This window comes from Mixta theicola, from assembly GCF_002895925.1.
Lineage (GTDB): Bacteria > Pseudomonadota > Gammaproteobacteria > Enterobacterales > Enterobacteriaceae > Mixta > Mixta theicola.
In genome coordinates this window covers 23,726-40,076 of record NZ_NWUO01000004.1, presented here as the reverse complement: position 1 = coordinate 40,076, position 16,351 = coordinate 23,726, and the positions used below count along the sequence as shown (strand labels likewise).

Here is a 16,351-nt window from a genome sequence, read left to right as displayed (position 1 = left end):
ACAGGAGTGATAATGGCAAAACGTATTCAAATCGCCCAATACGGCGGCCCGGAAACGCTGCAGTGGATTGACTTTAATCCCTCCAACCCCGCTGAAGATGAGGTACAGGTAGAGAACAAAGCTATCGGCATTAATTATATCGATACCTACGTGCGTAGCGGGCTTTATCCAGCGCCTGAGCTGCCTTCCGGGATCGGCAGCGAAGCCGCAGGCGTGGTGGTAAAAGTCGGCAGCAACGTTACGGCGATAAAACCCGGCGATCGCGTGGTTTACGCGCAATCCCCGCTGGGCGCCTACAGTGAAATTCATAATGTGCATCAGGATAAGATCGCGCTGCTGCCCGATGTCATCTCCTTTGAGCAGGCGGCAGCCTCGTTTCTGAAAGGGCTTACCGTACACTATCTGCTGAGCCAGACCTATGAAGTACAGGCGGATGAGATCTTTTTGTTTCACGCAGCGGCAGGCGGCGTGGGGCTTATCGCCTGTCAGTGGGCGAAAGCGCTCGGCGCGCATTTGATCGGGACGGTTGGCTCGGCGGAAAAAGCGCAGCTGGCCAAGGATCGCGGCGCCTGGGCAACAATCAACTATCGTGAAGAGGATATTGCGCAGCGCGTCAGCGAACTTACCGACGGAAAAAAAGTGCGCGTGGTTTATGATTCAGTGGGCAAGGCAACCTGGGAAGCTTCGCTCAACTGTTTACAGCGGCGCGGCCTGTTGGTCAGCTTTGGCAACGCCTCTGGCCCGGTGACCGGCGTTAATCTGTCGATTCTTAACCAGAAAGGTTCGCTTTACCTGACGCGCCCTTCGCTCAACGGTTATATCACTACGCGGGATGAACTGCAGCGGGCCAGTAACGATCTGTTTTCTATGATTGCCAGCGGCGCGATTAAGGTGGAAGTACCGGAAAGCCAGCGCTTCCCCTTACGTGAGGCGCAGCGTGCGCATACGCAGCTGGAAAGCCGCGCGACGCACGGCTCCAGCCTGCTGATCCCCTAAGCCGACCGGCGCACGCAACAATAAGGGCTTCCCGAAGGAAGCCCTTTTGCTTTTTTTAGTTCGCGCTGTTGTAGGGTACAGCGGCGATAATTATTTCGACTCAACGAGAAACAGTCTCGCAGAATTTATAAGTAAAAAATATGTTTAATTGCGAAAACCGGCAAAGCAAAATGTCACTCTGTGATCCAGCGCGCAACTTACGCTGAGTTTGTTAGTTAACCCATTGATAAGTAGCGATCGAAAGATCTTGCCGTAGTGGTTAAATGTTCAATGAAAATAAATAAACCGTACGGCTTTTAACATAAATAAAACAAATCAGACGCTTGCCGTCATCTTATCCGCCACCAGCGACAGCGCTTTTTCAACCACCTCGATCCCTGCCCCCGGCTTATGCGCATTTTCACTTAAATAACGACGCCACTGCCGCGCCCCAGGAATACCCTGAAACAGACCCAGCATATGACGCGTGACGTGGCCCAGCCAGGTCCCCTGCGACAGTTCGCGTTCAATATATGGATACATTGCGCGAACCACGGCGACCGGATCGGCATCTGGCGTGGCGCTGCCAAACAGCACGCGATCCACCTGCGCCAGCAGGCCTGGATTCTGGTAGGCCTCGCGCCCCATCATTACGCCATCCAGATGACGTAAATGCTCCTGCGCTTCTTCCAGCGTTTTCACACCGCCGTTGATAGCCAGCGTCAGCTGGGGGAAATCGCGCTTAAGCTGATAAACGCGCGGGTAGTCCAGCGGGGGGATCTCACGGTTCTCTTTAGGGCTCAGACCAGACAGCCAGGCTTTACGCGCATGGATAATAAAAGTATCGCAGCCGCCCTGCTGGGCCACCGTGCCGATAAAATCGCACAGGAACTCATAGCTGTCCCGATCGTCGATACCGATGCGCGTTTTAACCGTAACCGGAACGGAAGCCACATCACGCATCGCCTTAACGCAATCCGCAACCAGCGCCGCCTCTCCCATCAAACAAGCGCCGAAACGTCCGTTCTGTACGCGATCGGAAGGGCAACCCACGTTCAGGTTGATCTCATCGTAGCCACGCGCCTGCGCCAGCTGCGCGCACTGTGCCAGCGCTGCCGGATCGCTGCCGCCCAGCTGCAGGGCAACCGGATGTTCCGCATCGTTATAGGCCAGATAATCGCCTTTGCCGTGAATAATGGCGCCGGTAGTGACCATTTCGGTATACAGCAGCGTATTACGTGTCAGCTGACGATGAAAATAACGGCAGTGACGATCGGTCCAGTCGAGCATCGGCGCGATGGAGAAGCGTTGGGAAGAGAAAGCCTGGGACATAAAACGGAAAACTCGAAGCGTTCGTGGAAATTATGCGCAATGATAACACAGCTTGCCGCGAGGGCTGTAGGGCCGCGTCGTTTCCGACGCAGCCGCCTGGTTTATCAGAAAGAGAAGCCCAGCTGCGCCATCGCGCCCCAGGTATCGTCTTCCCCGACCGATCCCGCCAGATCGAGGTGAACGCGGTTATTGAACGGCGAGAGGCCAAAACCGGCGCTGAAAACGTTGGCATCGTTAGATTTCATATCGGCATGATAGCCACCGCGCAGCTGCAGCCAGTCAAGGACGCGATATTCCACCCCGACGCCTGCGTACTGACTATCATCCTGCGATTTAAAGCGCTTAGTGCGGGTGGCATCCACATCCAGACTGGCAGTCAGCTTTTCGGTGTGCCAGGCAGCGCCAGCGGTGACCAGCGGACGGATCTGGTAGGTATCCTGATAGCCATTGACCTCTTTCGTCTTAATATCGCGTGAAATCAGGTTCTGCGCGCTCAGGCCAAAGGTCCAGTTTTCGCCCACGTCGGTAGAGAGGCCAGCATCCAGGTTAAAGCCGGTATCGTTAGTGCGGTACTCGCTGTCGGTGACTTTATCTTTATCGAAGTTATAAACCGAGGCGCGATAGTTATACAGGCGAGTCTGCTGCAGCTTTGGCGTAATGCCTACCGAGACCGACTGTTCGCCAATCTTAAACTCATGCGCTACCGCAATGCCGTAATCGGCCACAATCGCCGCCACGCCGGTGGCGCTGGAGCGCAGCAGATACTGATCGCCCGGCATAGGAAAGATTGACCCATTGGCCACGGAATCAAGATAGTCGATATCGCTTTGCGCCACATCGGCTTGTAGATGCGCCGTACCGTAGGCTTTGGCCACAAACGCAAACGGCAGCGTTTCATTAGGCACCGCAACCACGATAGCGGCACCGGCAGAGCCATTAGCCTTGTTGCCGCGCAGATCGCGCAGCTGATTAGCCAAATCGCCGGAGGCGGAACGCACGCTGCCAATCACGCCGGTAGGATTCGTCAGCAGATCCTGAAGGTCAAAGCCATTGAACACATCCTGATAGCGATCGACGGTATTGGTTACATCATCAATCTTATCTACCATTTTGTTCTTGTCCGTGATCTGCACGCCGACAGAAGGCAGGATAACGCTTACGTTATCTTCCGCGCGGCCTTTGGTCAGCAGCGCCGGGTTAGATAATGGCGCGGTCGTATAGTTGGATGAAGCCACGCCGGTACCGCCCATCGCATCATTACGCGCATCAAAATAGCTGCCGGCTGCCAGGGAAGAAAAAGAGGTAAACATTAACGGCATTAATGCCGCCGCAGGAGAGAGTTTTAAAAAATGAATGCTTTTCTTTGCCATCATCAGTCACCACCTAAAATAAGCCGCAAGTAAGAAGAAAACCGCTGGGCGAATAATGACCGGCAATTGCCTGTTTTATTAATCTGAGCTCAGGCCATTTTCCCCGTCTTATCAGCGCATTGCTGCTTTTTTATGCAATCAACGGCTTAACTTTTCTTTTATTGTTTCTGGCAGTTTAGTTTTTCTGTAGCTATTAAGCCTGTTTTAACATTACCTGGAGCTTTTTCCACTGCAAACAGAAAACACGACTCATTAGTGGATGTAAACAGAATAGATAACACTATCAGTATGATCAAGACGCTTTCTTCACTCAGCACAGGCGTTCACCTGCTATTTTTCAGCTATTTAAGGCAACTTTAGGCACATTTTCAGGCGAGATTCAGGAAGAAGCGACATTTTTTAGACAACGATAAACAGACAAAAGAAAAATGAGTTACAAGCGGCGTTTTATCGCAAAAAACTCCATAAATTAAAGCGTTATTTAACAATGAGGATGGCAAAACGGTAACAGCGGAAGGGCTTAAGAAGACAGGTGCGCCAGGCCATCAGCGGGAAGCATTATTGCGTTAGTATTTTGCGCGAAATTTCAGCCGATCCCTGTTTTGTTAAGTTATTAATTATTCAGCTTTTGTTAACCGCTCAACTGACGATTTGGCAATCATTTTGTCTGGTAATAGCCATGTGATAAAATAACATTCCAGTCGCCCGGAGAAAGATTATGAGCGTATCACCTTCACAACAGATTCTGTCGCAGGCTGAAAAAATCTGTCTGCAACGCAACGTGCGCCTGACGCCGCAGCGTCTGGAGGTGCTGCGTCTGATGACTGAACAAAATACGGCTATCAGCGCCTACGATCTGCTCGATCTGCTACGCGTCTCTGAACCACAGGCCAAGCCGCCCACCATTTATCGCGCTCTCGACTTTTTGCTGGAGCAGGGTTTTATTCATCGCGTTGAATCGAACAATAGCTACGTGGTATGCCATCATTTTGAAGAACCGCAGCATACCTCCGCCATGTTGATTTGCGATCGCTGCGGCGCCGTCAGCGAACAGCATGCGCAGGGAGTGGAAACCCTTCTACAGCTGCTGTCTCAGCAGAGCGGCTTTTCATTGCGTAATAGCGTGATTGAGGCTCACGGGCTGTGTGCCGGCTGCAAGGATGTGGAAAACTGTCAGCATCCGGAAAGCTGTACGCACGATCACAGCATAACGGATAAAAAACGTGGGCGATAAACCGGAATGGGTGTCGCAGCCGGAAAGCATCGGCACTACTAATAGAGAAGAATCGTTGCTGTAATCAATAAGGTTATACAGGCAGGAAGAACGGTGAGCGGCACTTTCCTTGTGCCTGGGCAGGAGCATTATCCTGAAAAACAGGCTTACCAGCGATAATCGCGGTTATTGGTTTCCCAATCGCTCACTTCTCTTTCCGCTTCATCTTTTGCGTAACCGTAGCGTTCCTGAATTTTACCGACCAGCTGATCGCGTTTACCTTCAATGACGGTCATATCATCATCGGTCAGCTTGCCCCACTTTTCCTTCATTTTACCTTTAAACTGTTTCCAGTTACCGCCGGCTTCGTCTCTGTTCATAATTTTATCCTCTACCTTGGGTGTTAACAGCTTTTGGCTATCAGCGACAATGAGCTACCGTAAAAACGCTGATTCCTTGTGTGTGACACCTTTAATGATAGTAGAAACTTATGGTTTTGCTTAAAAACACAGAGATATGAACCAAAATAACGAATCATAAACCGTCAGTCGTGCTGAAAACCCAGCGCATCCAGTCACCGTAATAAATGCGTCAAAGCGTAAACCAATCGCCCCGCCGCTGATAACGATGCCATATCCATCCCAGCGTGAGTCCACGCAGCAGTAAGAAAACGGTGAGAGCCAGCCATAAGCCGTGATTTCCCAGCCACGGCACGGTTAATAACGTCAGCCCAAATCCCAACGCCGCCAGCGCCATACTGTTGCGCATTTCACTTCCGCGCGTTGCGCCAATAAACATGCCATCCAGTAAATAGCACCAGACGCCCACAACGGGTAACACCATTTGCCACGGCAGATAGTGATTTGCCAGCGCCTGCAGCTGCGGCAGGGAAGTCAGCAGCGTGACAATCTCCCTTCCCCAAAGTGCATAACCCACGGCAAACAACAGCGCGACCAGCCCCGCCTGGCGACAGGCCGCAAGCCATACCCGATCTAGCTTAGCGCTGTCGCGTGCGCCAAAGGCCTCGCCCGAAACCGCCTCAACCGCATAGGCAAAGCCATCCAGCGCATAGGCGGTAAAGGTAAGAAACATCAGCAGCACCGCGTTTACCGCCACAATTTCGCTGCCCATCCGCGCCCCTAAAATAGTGACCGAGGCGAAGCACAGCTGCAGCAGTAGCGAACGTAGCATGATGTCGCGGTTCAAACGCAGTAATCGACGCATGTCGCCCTTTAGCCCATTTTTTAAATGCGTAAAGGTTATCTGACGCAGGCGCAGCACATGCCATACCAGCCCCAGCCCCGCCAGCAGCGAAACAGTCTCAGCGATGGCGGTAGCCGCCGCCGCGCCAGCCACGCCCCAGCCAAGGCCGATAACAAACCACAGATCGAGCAGAATATTTACCAGATTGCCGACCACCAGCAGAATAACCGGGGCCCGCGCATACTGTACGCCCAGCAGCCAGCCGAGTATCACCAGATTGGCTAGCGTGGCGGGCGCGCTGAGCCAGCGTATGTGAATAAAGCGCTGCGCCTGCTCCAGCACCGCCGGGCTGCCGCCAACTATCTGTGCCGCCAGGGCACTTAGCGGGCCCCGCAACAGGATAAAGGCAATTCCGGCGATAACGGCAATGGATAACGGCTGTACCAGCGCGCGTGCCAGCGCTGGTTTATCTCCCGCGCCAAATGCCTGGGCGGTCAGCCCGGTCGTGCTCATGCGTAAAAAAAGCAGCAACATAAAAAGAAAGCTGGTTGCCGTAGTGCCTACGGCAACGCCGCCCAGATAGACGGCGCTGTCAAGATGACCAATAACGGCGGTATCCACCAGGCCCAGCAGCGGTACGGTAATATTTGAGAGGATCATTGGCAGCGCCAGCCGCCAGAGGTGTTTATCGGTCGCAGAGAAGAGTTGCATGGCAATCCGCAAAAAGAATATGGCGACAGGCCACAGCGGTTATCGCCGGAACAAAATCTATAGGGGAGGTAAATGACGGCCCGCAGGCCGCCATTGAGTCGTTACAGCCAGTCGCCGTTACGAATAACGCCAACGGCCAGACCTTCGATAGTCAGCGTCTGCTGTTGCAGATCGACGACAATCGGCTGGAAATCGTTGTTTTCCGGCAGCAGCTGCACGGTATTGCCCTGTCGCTTCAGGCGCTTAACGGTAACTTCATCATCAATGCGCGCCACTACCACCTGGCCATTACGCACATCCTGCGTTTTATGCACCGCCAGCAGATCGCCATCGACAATGCCGATATCTTTCATTGACATACCGCTGACGCGCAGCAGGAAGTCAGCATGCGGCTTGAACAGATTAGGGTCAACCTGGAAGCGGCTTTCAATGTGCTCCTGCGCCAGCAGCGGCTCACCGGCGGCAACGCGGCCAATCAGCGGCAGGCCGTTTTCTTCTTCCGCCATCAGGCGGATACCGCGCGAAGCACCGGACACCATCTCAATAACGCCTTTACGCGCCAGTGCCTTCAGGTGTTCCTCTGCTGCGTTAGGGGAGCGAAATCCTAACTGGGCGGCGATTTCCGCGCGCGTTGGCGGCATACCTGTCTGATTAATGTGATCGCGAATCAGGTCATAAACCTGCTGCTGCCGAGCCGTTAAGGTTTTCATCCCGCCCCCTGGTTGTTTATACAGTCGCTGTGAGTATATACAGGTATTAGCGGAATGGAAACCGGATGCTGGGTAAAAAACAACTCTTTATCTATTATGGAAACGCTATCGTAAATATGGCCACAACAGGGTTACCCAAACAAAAAGGGCCAGTATGATGCTGAGCAGCACCGCAGCAGAGCCCATATCTTTGGCCCGCCCGGCCAGCGGATGAAACTCGCTGCCAATGCGGTCAACTACCGCTTCAATCGCGCTGTTAAGGATCTCGACGATAATAATGAGAGAAACGGAGCCAATCAGCAAAACACGCGTTATGGCATCAACATCAAGCCAGCAGGCGATGACCACCGCCAACAGCGCCAGGATAGCTTCCTGGCGAAACGCCGCTTCATGTTGCCAGGCTGCCCGCAGGCCTTTCCAGGAATATCCGAACGCTTTAATGATGCGGATCAGGCCCGTTACGTTATTTGCCATCTTTAGGGAACCCTTTGCAATGTTTAACGTCAATGTCAGGATGCAGCACTAATTGCAACACCACAGATCTTCAATGCGCTTTCTGGTATGCTTGCGGCGCTTTGCTAACAAGAGGCTTCATGTTGTCTATGTCAGGTTGGCGTAAACTTTATTATAAGTTATTGAATTTACCACTTACATTTTTAGTTAAAAGTAAGGCGATTCCGGGCGATCCGGTAACAGAGCTGGGACTCGATACTTCGCGCCCCATTATGTATGTATTGCCTTATGATTCAAAGGCCGATCTCCTTGCGCTGCGCACCCAGTGTCGTCTGCACGATCTGCCCGATCCGCTTGAGCCGCTGGAGATAGACGGCGCCCTGCTGCCGCGTCACGTCTTTATCCATGACGGGCCGCGCGTTTTCCCCTATTTTGTGCCAAATCAGGAATCAGTGAAGCTGTTTCACGACTACCTCGATTTGCATCGTAACAATCCCGATCTTGATGTGCAGATGGTGCCGGTTTCGGTGATGTTCGGCCGTGCGCCGGGGCGTGAGGTGCAGGGCGAACAAACCCCTCACCTGCGCGAGCTGAACGGCGTGCAGAAATTTTTTGCCGTGCTGTGGCTGGGACGCGATAGCTTTGTGCGTTTTTCGCCGATGGTTTCTCTGCGTCGCATGGCGACTGAACACGGCACCGATAAAACCATTGCGCAGAAGCTGGCGCGCGTGGCGCGCATTCACTTTGCCCGTCAGCGTCTGGCCGCCGTAGGCCCACGTCTGCCGGTACGCCATGACCTGTTTAATAAGCTGCTGCAGTCGCAGGCGATCGCCAAAGCGGTAGAAGACGAGGCGCGCAGCAAGAAAATCTCGCAGGAAAAAGCGCAGCAGAATGCCATCGAGCTGATGGAAGAGATCGCCGCTGACTTTTCCTATGAGATGATCCGCCTCACCGACCGGGTGATTGGCTGGACATGGAGCAAAATCTATCAGGGCATCAACGTCAGCGGCGGCGAACGCGTTCGTCAGCTGGCGCTGGACGGTCACGGGCTGGTTTACGTGCCCTGCCACCGCAGCCATATGGATTATCTGCTGCTCTCCTATGTGCTTTATCATCAGGGGCTGGTGCCGCCGCACATCGCTGCGGGCATCAACCTTAACTTCTGGCCAGCCGGACCGATTTTCCGTCGTCTCGGCGCGTTCTTTATCCGCCGCACCTTTAAAGGCAACAAACTCTACTCCACGGTATTCCGCGAATATCTGGGCGAGCTGTTCAGCCGCGGCTACTCGGTTGAGTATTTTGTCGAAGGCGGACGTTCACGCACCGGCCGTCTGCTCGATCCGAAAACCGGGACGCTGGCGATGACGATTCAGGCGATGCTGCGCGGCGGTAACCGCCCGATTACCGTGGTGCCGGTTTATATCGGCTATGAACACGTCATGGAAGTAGGCACTTACGCTAAAGAACTGCGCGGCGCGGCCAAAGAGAAAGAAGGCTTTATGCAAATGCTGCGCGGCCTGAGCAAGCTGCGCAATCTGGGCCAGGGCTACGTGAATTTCGGCGAGCCGCTGCCGCTGGTAAACTACCTCAACAAGCAGGTGCCGGAATGGCGTGACTCGATCGATCCGATCGTAGCGCAGCGCCCGCAGTGGCTAACGCCGGCGGTAAATGATATTGCCCAGCAGATTATGGAGCGCATTAACAACGCCAGCGCCGCCAACGCGATGAACCTGTGCGTTACCGCGCTGCTGGCCTCACGTCAGCGTTCGCTCACCCGCGAACAGCTTATCGAGCAGCTGGAATGCTATCTCGATCTGCTGCGTAACGTGCCCTATTCGCCGGACGCGACCGTGCCGGTTATGACGCCGGAAGCGCTGCTGGAACACGCGCTGAACATGAACAAGTTCGAGACGGAAAAAGATAATATTGGCGATATTATTATCCTGCCGCGCGAGCAGGCGGTGCTGATGACTTACTATCGCAATAATGTGCATCACATGCTGGTGATGCCGTCGCTGATTGCTGCTATCGTGCAGCAGCATCGCGAAATCTCCGCCGCCGAGCTGCTGCGTCAGGTGCTGGTGCTTTACCCGCTGCTGAAAAGCGAGCTGTTCCTGCGTTGGGATAAAGAAGAGCTGCCGCAGCTGCTGCAACAGCTGGTTGCCGAGCTGGCGCGTCAGCAGCTGATCACCATTGAAAACGATGTGATGCGCCTGAACGCGGTGCGTTTCCGTACGCTGCAGCTGCTGGCTGCAGGTATGCGTGAAACTCTGCAGCGCTATGCCATTACTTTCTCTATTCTCGGTGCCAATCCGGCGATTAACCGTGGTTCGCTGGAGAAAGAGAGCCGTACGCTGGCTCAGCGTCTGTCGGTGCTGCATGGCATTAACGCGCCGGAGTTTTTCGATAAGGCGGTGTTCTCAACGCTGGTGCTGACGCTACGTGACGAAGGCTATATCAGCGATACCGGCGATGCTGAACTGGAGCAGACGCAGAGCACTTATCATCTGCTGGCTGAGCTGATCACCAGCGATGTACGCCAGACGATTGAAAATGCCGTTACGCATAGCTAAAAATTAGCTGAAGAGTAAAACAGAGCGGGCGCCAGTGGCGCCCGCTTTTTTATTCGTTGTTATTAATAAGCAGCCCGGTTCGCTACCACTGGCTGAACGGCGGCATATTAAGGGCGATGCCGATAAAAATTACCAGCCCAACATAGTTATTATTCAGAAAGGCCTGAAAACAGCGCTCCCGCTGACGTTCAGCAATCAGCTTCTGCTGATGGACAAACAGCGCGGCGGCTAACAGCAGCGACCAATAAAACGCGCCGTCCAGCCCCATGCGCTGACCAACGATCGCCAGCAGCAGCAGCGTCGCCAGCTGCAACAGGCCAATAATCAGCTTATCGAAACGCCCAAACAGAATGGCGGTAGATTTCACGCCGATTTTTACATCATCATCCCTGTCGACCATGGCGTACTGCGTATCGTAGGCAACCGTCCAGCAAATATTGGCGAAAAATAGCAGCCAGCCGTTCAGCGGTACGTTGCCGCTTACCGCCGCCCAGCCCATCGGGATAGCCCAGCCGAAGGCGGCACCTAATACGACCTGTGGTAAATGGGTATAGCGCTTCATAAAAGGATAGACCCAGGCCAGCGCCAGCCCGGCGAACGACAGCCAGATAGTAATAGCGTTCATTGTCAGCACCAGCGCAAAAGAGATCAGCGCCAGCGCCACAAACAGCACCTTAGCTTCTTTCTCGCTTACCTCACCGCTGGCCAATGGCCTCATCTGCGTGCGCTTAACGTGCCCATCAATTTTACGATCGGCGAAGTCATTCACCACACAGCCCGCCGCACGCATAAAAAAGACGCCCAGCACAAACACGATTAGCACCTGCAGCGGCGGTACGGCTTCGCCCGCCAGCCACAGCGCCCATAGCGTTGGCCACAGCAGCAGTAGCGAACCGATCGGCTTATCAATGCGCATTAGTCGGCTGTAAGCCTGCAGCTTATTGCGCGTCAGCTCTTTTTCTATATTACTCACTTGGCTCTCCAGGCAGGCTTTGATAAAGCGGCGCAGCGGGTAAAAACAGTTCGGTTAATAGCAGCGGTTTGCCCGATAAACGCAGGCGCGAGCGGCGTCCCCACAGCGCGGCAGCGACCCCAGGATCGATAAAGTCACGCGTTAGCGTGGAGGAAGAAAAGAGATACCGGCCCAGCGGACGGGTGCCCAGCTGGCTGAGCATCATTTCCGGCCCGTCCAGCGTCGATGCCGGCACCACCGTGCGGCCAGCCAGCCAGGGAACGCCATCACCCGACAAAATGATCTCGCGCAGCCAGTAGCGCGGCTCCAGCGGCAGAAACGGCAGTTCCTCAGCGATAGCGTCAGCGCTAACGAAGCCTTCAAACTGCGGCTCTACGGTAACTTTCTGACAGTGGCGCTCAAAACGCTTTGTCATCGAATCCTCTTCCAATAGCCAGTCGAGCAAAGGAGCGGACAGCGCAGGTGACGAGGTGGGAAGCCAGGCAATGGCGCGCAGCAGGGAAAGCGCGTTATCGGACATACGGCATCTCCGGTAAAAAACAGGTGCCATAGTGTAGCGCAGAGCCTTGCGCAGAACACCCAACGCAGCAGAAATTCGCTGAGGAAGCGTGAGGCGACTCGCTAATGGGTTACTTGTTTTCCTTCCAGCCAGTCTTCCGGGCAGCTTTCTTCAGGTCTACACATCACAGAAATGATAAATTGCCCGTAACGGTAGCCATGGCCGGATATTCTCTTTTATATCTTTGCTGTCATACGTATCATCGGCGCCATAAAACTGCATAACATCAACGGAGGATGGATGCATGACACGTAGTATTGCCCCAGGATATTGTGTCGTTGAACAACCCGGTACGCTGGATTTTCAGGCCCGGCAGCTTTTCAGGAGTATTCGCTCTCCGGCAGCCAGTATGTTTATGAAGCTCAACGCCGATACGCAGTGGCTGAAGCCCGGACAGATATTGATCGTTGCCGATCCGGATATAGCTGCGACAATGCAGATGCTGCACATGCTGAGGCAGGCAAAACAGAAAACGAATACGGCCCTTGTCGGCGTTAACGCTGAAGAAGCGGATTTTCTTCAAAAGCATTACGGCATGATTGCCGGACTGACCAAAGCGGGAGAACAAATTTTCAGCACGGCGGGTGGCGTAGGGGAAAAATATTTTCTGGCTATAGAGAGCACATTAAAGAAAATTGAGGAGTCCTACCAGAACCAGTACCGGACGCAAGGCACGCTCATTGGCCAGCAGTTTTTTGCTGAACGCAATCAGTTATTAAACCAGTTAAAAACACTGGTCAACAAACCCCTGGTTAAATCTCTTGCTCGTCACTCGGTAAATTTCAGACCCTATGAGGATATGCGCAGGGCTTTAAATCTCTCCAGCCGATCGATTGTTCATCAATGGTCAACGGCCGGCATTGCAGGTATTCCCGGATATTCAACTTATATCGGTAATGCGGCCAGAGCCGCGAACTTTTTGAAATATGGCGGTTATATTGGTATCGGTTTTTCTTTTGCTGGCACGACCAATGATGTGGTTAAAGCCTGCTCGACAGGAAGAGAAAACGAATGCGGAAGAGTTGCTTTTAAACAATATACAAAATTTGGTGCAAGTACTTTATTAGGTGTCTCTGGCGGAACCATTGGAGCAAGTGCAGGGGGAGCCATCTGTGTTGGACTTGGCATTATAACGGCACCTGCAGGCGGGGCTGGCGGGCTGGTATGTGCTGTTATCGGCTCGGTTGCAGGAGGATATGTCGCCAGTACTGCCGGTGAATCAATTATAGATTATTTTTTCAGGGATTAATGCGTGAACAATTTATTTTCTTATTTAGGAATAGCAGCTGTATGGGCAGGATTTTTATCTCTTATCTTCCTGTTTTTTTACTATTGTGCAAACAAAGCCAAATACGAAGTAATAGTTAAACTATATTATGAAAAAGGTTTTTCATTCCATACCCCTTACCATTTCCACTCATTGATGGGTTTCTTTGGGTCTTTCACGCTGATTTATTATTTTGTAAGCATCAAGAAAAAGAAGAAACCTTTGCTTATGTTTGATAAAAATAGCGAGGTTTATAATTTTTTTGACGCTGTTCCTGACAGGCTTTCCGGATGGATGATTAATTATTACAGAGTTACGTTGTTCATGGTGGTTTGTATTATTTTTATATTCGTGATGACATTGATGAAATACGTTTATTCGAATTATTTTTCATAACGATCAGACGTCCCTGTAAACGATATTAGCGACAGCACACTAATCCTGTACGACTGAGAAAACACAGCTATCGTTGGCATTATTATCTAACACATTGCTAAAATCGATATAACGTAAAATAGTACAAACACAACGGCGTTAATAAACTGCCCGTAGCGCTGCGGGACAGCTGAGGTAACCGATTAATCTGCCGAAAAAGGGTGCGCCAGCGGCGCACCAATCGTCCAGCAAGATCAGCAATATGGGGATGTTATCCCTTGCCTTTCACACTGCTGATAAATGTTGCGCGCGCCGATGTGGAGCCGAGGCGTTCCGCCTCGTTCATCAGCTTCAGCGCTTTATCAATATCTCCCGCTTTCGCTGCCTTACGGATGCCGTCGTTAAAATATTTTTCGGTGTCATTCAGCATCGGCTCAGACTTCGCGGCCGGAGCAGGCGCAGTCATGCCGACCGTCGGCTGTGCCGACGCCGTTGCGGCGCTGGTACTGCCCACTACCACCGGCTTCGACTCACCGGAGCCGAACAGTTTGCCGATCATAATATTGCCGCTGTTCTGCTCGCTCTTCACTTTCAGCGACAGCGTGCCGGTATTGATATGCTGCACCACCGGATCCGGCACGTCAGGGATGGCATTGCTTGCCCCTTCCGCATAGAGTTTTGCCGGATTGATCATGGTGGAAGTTTGCGCCAGATCGCGCGTGGTAGTGTAGATCAGCAGGTAAATCTGTTTTTGTCCCAGCACCGGCGTCAGCTTCATGGTGCCTTCCAGCCGGTTGGTCGCTACGATGCCCGGCTTCTGGTAGGTAAAATAGCTGCTGGGGAAAAAGGCCGCAGGCTGCAGCTGGCTATCCAGCACCAGCACGTTCGGCGCATAGACGCGTTGATCTTTCATAATGCTGGCCAGCGTGACTTCCAGCGAACCCTGATCGGCGGGCAGTGCAATGGCGGCGACCGGGCCGCTGATGTCACCTTCATTCAGGCTGACCGAGCTATTATTCAGCACAATATCCTGGCTCACCGGCGGCGCCAGCGGCAGCCAGGAGAGGCGCTGTAGTTTTTCCGGGGCGATCGCGGGCGCGGTGGCGACATTCTGCGGATTAAGGCTGGTGCTGGCGGCGAAGGCTGGCAGCACGGTAAAGCTCAGGGCCGGAAACAGGCAGAGCGCGAGTAGATGTTTTTTCATTTTTTTATCCTCAAAAGAAACCCGCCTCTCTCAGGCAATAGGGAGGCGGGCTAAGGCAGGACACAGGGCTGACTATGCCCTGTCAGGTTGTCTTATTACCACCAGGCTTCCATCTGGATACCGAAGGAGAACTCATCGCTATCGCCACGGCTGAAGGTATGGGCGGCGTTATCGCTGTAGGCCACGCCAGCGGTAGTGCCCGGCAGGTTACCAACATAGTTCTGATCGCTTTCCTCTGAGGAAGCGTAGCCCCATTTCTCATCCCACTTGGCGTAGGTGGCAAACACGCGAATGGCCGGACGCGACCAAATGCTGTTGCCCGCCTGCCACTGCTGGGCCAGGGTCACTTTATACTGGCTGTTATGCTCGCCGGTACGCTGCGACTTGACGTTGTCGTAGCCCGCTTCCAGCAGGGTACTCATGATCGGCGTCCATTTGTACATTGGACGCACGCCCACGGTGTACCAGGTGGTGCCGTTGTCGTTATCGCGATCCACGTCCTGATACATACCGACATACATCAGGCTCCAGGTATCGTTGAAGTCGATGGCGCCGTGGTCAATAACGCGAATCATCGAACCGTTGTTATTGGCTGCGGTGCCCGGACGGCCGTTGCGGTTCTCCGTCATCGCATCGGTGGCGTACTGCACAACGAATTTGTTCAGGCTGGTGCCGTAGAAAGTCTGGGTATGTTCAAGGGTGGCCATCCAGCCATCGTCAGAGGCATCTTCAACATTCGGGCTGTAGCCTTCGGTATCATTCGCGCTACCATAATCGAAGCCCAGCTCCAGCGAACCGCCGGGGTTCACTTCCATGTTGCCTAAACGCACGTCGAAAATATCGTTGGCGCGATCTTTCGCTGCACCACGCGTATTGCCGGAGACAAAGGCGGAAGAGCCGCCCGCTTCGCTGTTGCGGGTCGCGGCCAGCGACAGCTTACCGAAGCCCAGATCGATATCTTCAATACCGCCGCCAGGACCGGAAACGTCCCAGTAGTAGAAGTCGATCATATGCACGTCATGACGTTTGTAGTAACGCTTACCGGCCCAGATGTTGGCGCCCGGCAGCGCATCAAACAGGTTTTTACCCACCACGTTCATCTGGCGTACAGCCGGGGAGTCTTCTTCATAGTCGTTCTGCTGCGATACGCTGTAGCCGATCATGGTATCGACATAGAAGCTTTTATCGCCCTCTTTCCAGGCTTCCTGGCCCAGCTCAACTTCCGCATAGGTTTCACATTCGTTACCGAGACGGTACTTAGAGTTGGCGCCGGTTGCCTGGAAGCATTGCTGCTCACCGCCGCTGCCGGTCCAGCCGATGCCGGAACGGGCATAACCTTTGAAATCCACCGCGCTGGCGTGCGGTGCCACAACTGCGAGGGCCACTGCCACGGCCAGAGGGTACTTAGAGCGCGTTAACATCGCTGTTCTCCT

15 protein-coding genes are annotated in these 16,351 nt (G+C 53.5%); 5 read left to right on the top strand and 10 right to left on the bottom strand.

Translation table 11 applies throughout. The features are described 5' to 3' along the window. Nucleotides 1–12 precede the first annotated feature (12 nt). Nucleotides 13–996, top strand: a complete 984-nt coding sequence (locus tag COO59_RS06810) for a quinone oxidoreductase (RefSeq protein WP_103059064.1) — start codon at nt 13–15, stop codon at nt 994–996. A 315-nt stretch (nt 997–1,311) separates the two neighbouring features. On the opposite strand, the gene dusA is transcribed toward COO59_RS06810, so the two are convergent. Next, a complete protein-coding gene (gene dusA, locus COO59_RS06805) occupies nt 1,312–2,307 on the bottom strand; it encodes a tRNA dihydrouridine(20/20a) synthase DusA (RefSeq protein WP_103059063.1) in 996 nt (331 codons plus the stop codon). A 104-nt stretch (nt 2,308–2,411) separates the two neighbouring features. Beyond that, nucleotides 2,412–3,677 carry a conjugal transfer protein TraF gene (locus COO59_RS06800; protein ID WP_103059303.1) on the bottom strand — a complete coding sequence of 422 codons (1,266 nt, stop codon included), beginning with the start codon at nt 3,675–3,677 and terminating at the stop codon, nt 2,412–2,414. Between the two features lie 718 nt (nt 3,678–4,395). Here COO59_RS06800 and zur point away from each other — a divergent pair. Next, nucleotides 4,396–4,911, top strand: a complete 516-nt coding sequence (zur, locus tag COO59_RS06795) for a zinc uptake transcriptional repressor Zur (protein WP_103059062.1) — start codon at nt 4,396–4,398, stop codon at nt 4,909–4,911. Between the two features lie 146 nt (nt 4,912–5,057). Here zur and COO59_RS06790 read toward each other — a convergent pair whose 3' ends face one another. The 4 genes from COO59_RS06790 to COO59_RS06775 all read right to left on the bottom strand — a co-directional run bounded on the left by COO59_RS06790 (nt 5,058) and on the right by COO59_RS06775 (nt 7,988). Then, a complete protein-coding gene (locus tag COO59_RS06790) occupies nt 5,058–5,270 on the bottom strand; it encodes a CsbD family protein (RefSeq protein ID WP_103059061.1) in 213 nt (70 codons plus the stop codon). Between the two features lie 211 nt (nt 5,271–5,481). Next, on the bottom strand, nt 5,482–6,804 hold the full coding sequence (gene dinF / locus COO59_RS06785; protein ID WP_103059060.1) for an MATE family efflux transporter DinF: 1,323 nt from the start codon (nt 6,802–6,804) through the stop codon (nt 5,482–5,484). A 101-nt stretch (nt 6,805–6,905) separates the two neighbouring features. After that, entirely contained in the window at nt 6,906–7,514 is a 609-nt protein-coding gene (lexA, locus tag COO59_RS06780; protein WP_085069641.1) for a transcriptional repressor LexA, read from the bottom strand. A 105-nt stretch (nt 7,515–7,619) separates the two neighbouring features. Beyond that, complete coding sequence (locus COO59_RS06775) at nt 7,620–7,988, bottom strand: diacylglycerol kinase (protein ID WP_103059059.1); 369 nt, start codon at nt 7,986–7,988, stop codon at nt 7,620–7,622. Between the two features lie 128 nt (nt 7,989–8,116). On the opposite strand from COO59_RS06775, the gene plsB reads away from it, so the two are divergent. Further along, entirely contained in the window at nt 8,117–10,540 is a 2,424-nt protein-coding gene (gene plsB, locus COO59_RS06770; protein WP_103059058.1) for a glycerol-3-phosphate 1-O-acyltransferase PlsB, read from the top strand. Between the two features lie 82 nt (nt 10,541–10,622). On the opposite strand, the gene ubiA is transcribed toward plsB, so the two are convergent. Both ubiA and ubiC read right to left on the bottom strand, forming a co-directional pair. Continuing rightward, on the bottom strand, nt 10,623–11,504 hold the full coding sequence (gene ubiA / locus COO59_RS06765; protein WP_103059302.1) for a 4-hydroxybenzoate octaprenyltransferase: 882 nt from the start codon (nt 11,502–11,504) through the stop codon (nt 10,623–10,625). Between the two features lies 1 nt (nt 11,505). Continuing rightward, nucleotides 11,506–12,033 carry a chorismate lyase gene (gene ubiC / locus COO59_RS06760; protein ID WP_103059057.1) on the bottom strand — a complete coding sequence of 176 codons (528 nt, stop codon included), beginning with the start codon at nt 12,031–12,033 and terminating at the stop codon, nt 11,506–11,508. Nucleotides 12,034–12,316: 283 nt separating this feature from the next. Here ubiC and COO59_RS06755 point away from each other — a divergent pair, with 283 nt between their 5' ends. Then, nucleotides 12,317–13,321 carry a hypothetical protein gene (locus COO59_RS06755; RefSeq protein WP_103059056.1) on the top strand — a complete coding sequence of 335 codons (1,005 nt, stop codon included), beginning with the start codon at nt 12,317–12,319 and terminating at the stop codon, nt 13,319–13,321. Nucleotides 13,322–13,324: 3 nt separating this feature from the next. Next, a complete protein-coding gene (locus tag COO59_RS06750) occupies nt 13,325–13,735 on the top strand; it encodes a hypothetical protein (RefSeq protein ID WP_103059055.1) in 411 nt (136 codons plus the stop codon). A 250-nt stretch (nt 13,736–13,985) separates the two neighbouring features. Here COO59_RS06750 and malM read toward each other — a convergent pair whose 3' ends face one another. Both malM and COO59_RS06740 read right to left on the bottom strand, forming a co-directional pair. Next, a complete protein-coding gene (gene malM, locus COO59_RS06745; protein ID WP_103059054.1) occupies nt 13,986–14,918 on the bottom strand; it encodes a maltose operon protein MalM in 933 nt (310 codons plus the stop codon). Between the two features lie 95 nt (nt 14,919–15,013). Then, nucleotides 15,014–16,339 (bottom strand): maltoporin, encoded by a 1,326-nt coding sequence (locus COO59_RS06740; RefSeq protein ID WP_103059053.1) that lies wholly within the window; start codon nt 16,337–16,339, stop codon nt 15,014–15,016. Nucleotides 16,340–16,351 lie beyond the last annotated feature (12 nt).

Bases quoted from the DNA above. Each gene is read 5' to 3' on its own strand.
- COO59_RS06810 (WP_103059064.1), top strand. From the start codon at position 13: ATGGCAAAACGTATTCAAATCGCCCAATACGGCGGCCCGGAAACGCTG.
- dusA (WP_103059063.1), bottom strand. From the start codon at position 2,307: ATGTCCCAGGCTTTCTCTTCCCAACGCTTCTCCATCGCGCCGATGCTC.
- COO59_RS06800 (WP_103059303.1), bottom strand. From the start codon at position 3,677: ATGGCAAAGAAAAGCATTCATTTTTTAAAACTCTCTCCTGCGGCGGCA.
- zur (WP_103059062.1), top strand. From the start codon at position 4,396: ATGAGCGTATCACCTTCACAACAGATTCTGTCGCAGGCTGAAAAAATC.
- COO59_RS06790 (WP_103059061.1), bottom strand. From the start codon at position 5,270: ATGAACAGAGACGAAGCCGGCGGTAACTGGAAACAGTTTAAAGGTAAA.
- dinF (WP_103059060.1), bottom strand. From the start codon at position 6,804: ATGCAACTCTTCTCTGCGACCGATAAACACCTCTGGCGGCTGGCGCTG.
- lexA (WP_085069641.1), bottom strand. From the start codon at position 7,514: ATGAAAACCTTAACGGCTCGGCAGCAGCAGGTTTATGACCTGATTCGC.
- COO59_RS06775 (WP_103059059.1), bottom strand. From the start codon at position 7,988: ATGGCAAATAACGTAACGGGCCTGATCCGCATCATTAAAGCGTTCGGA.
- plsB (WP_103059058.1), top strand. From the start codon at position 8,117: ATGTCAGGTTGGCGTAAACTTTATTATAAGTTATTGAATTTACCACTT.
- ubiC (WP_103059057.1), bottom strand. From the start codon at position 12,033: ATGTCCGATAACGCGCTTTCCCTGCTGCGCGCCATTGCCTGGCTTCCC.
- COO59_RS06755 (WP_103059056.1), top strand. From the start codon at position 12,317: ATGACACGTAGTATTGCCCCAGGATATTGTGTCGTTGAACAACCCGGT.
- malM (WP_103059054.1), bottom strand. From the start codon at position 14,918: ATGAAAAAACATCTACTCGCGCTCTGCCTGTTTCCGGCCCTGAGCTTT.
- COO59_RS06740 (WP_103059053.1), bottom strand. From the start codon at position 16,339: ATGTTAACGCGCTCTAAGTACCCTCTGGCCGTGGCAGTGGCCCTCGCA.